The 791-nt window shown below is 71.9% G+C and carries 1 protein-coding gene; it reads right to left on the reverse strand.

Features of this window, described 5'->3' with window-relative positions; all coding sequences use genetic code 11:
• The coding region (locus MKK60_RS13120) for an acetamidase/formamidase family protein (protein ID WP_243986393.1) at window positions 1–791 on the reverse strand (791 nt) is incomplete at both ends.

The following is a 791-nucleotide window of genomic DNA, read 5'->3' on the forward strand; positions in this document are numbered from 1 at the left end:
CACAGCATGTAGGCCTGGTTGCGGGTCAGCCCGGTGCGGGCGCAGACGTGGCGCACCATCTCGCGCACCGCCTGCCGCATCGCCTCGTCGAGGCTCTCGTGCAGGCCGATCGTCATCAGGTCGGTGGGCGTCTCGGCGAACGGCCACTCGTAGCCGAGGTCCTTGCGCACGGTCAGGCGGAAGGTGCCGGTGAGGCCGGTCTCCAGCGCCGTGATGCAGACCTCGCCGTCGCCCTGCACGCCGTGGCCGTCGCCGGCGTAGAAGCCGGCGCCCGGGTTGTAGACCGGCAGGTAGAGGGTCGAGCCGACCTTCAGCTCCTTGTTGTCCATGTTGCCGCCGAAGCCGCGCGGCACCGCGGTGCCGACGCGGCCCCAGGCGGCGGGCGGCGCCGTGCCGAGGATGCCGAAGAACGGGTCGAGCGGCAGCTCGGTGCCCCAGGGCAGCACGCAGACGCCGCGCGCGACGTCGATGTCGGGGTGGATGGTCTCGTACTCGGTGAACTCGTCGGGCAAGGTCCCGAGCAGGGGCAGGATCGAGACGAAGCCCCAATCCTGGCGGAACGCCTGATCCAGGATCTCGACCTGCAGCACGTCGCCCGGCTCGGCACCGCGGACATGGACCGGCCCGGTGACGAAGTGCGGCCCGGGGCCGGGGACGCATTGATCGAGCACCGCGAGGTGCTCGGCCGAGACCCGCGCGGGATCGGGATGCAGCGACTCGCGTCCGCCGGCGGGGAAGGAATGGAGGGTGACCGTGTCCCCGGACGCGATCTCGAGCACCGGCGGCAGCGC

Source organism: Methylobacterium sp. J-092 (assembly GCF_022829325.1).
Lineage (GTDB): Bacteria > Pseudomonadota > Alphaproteobacteria > Rhizobiales > Beijerinckiaceae > Methylobacterium.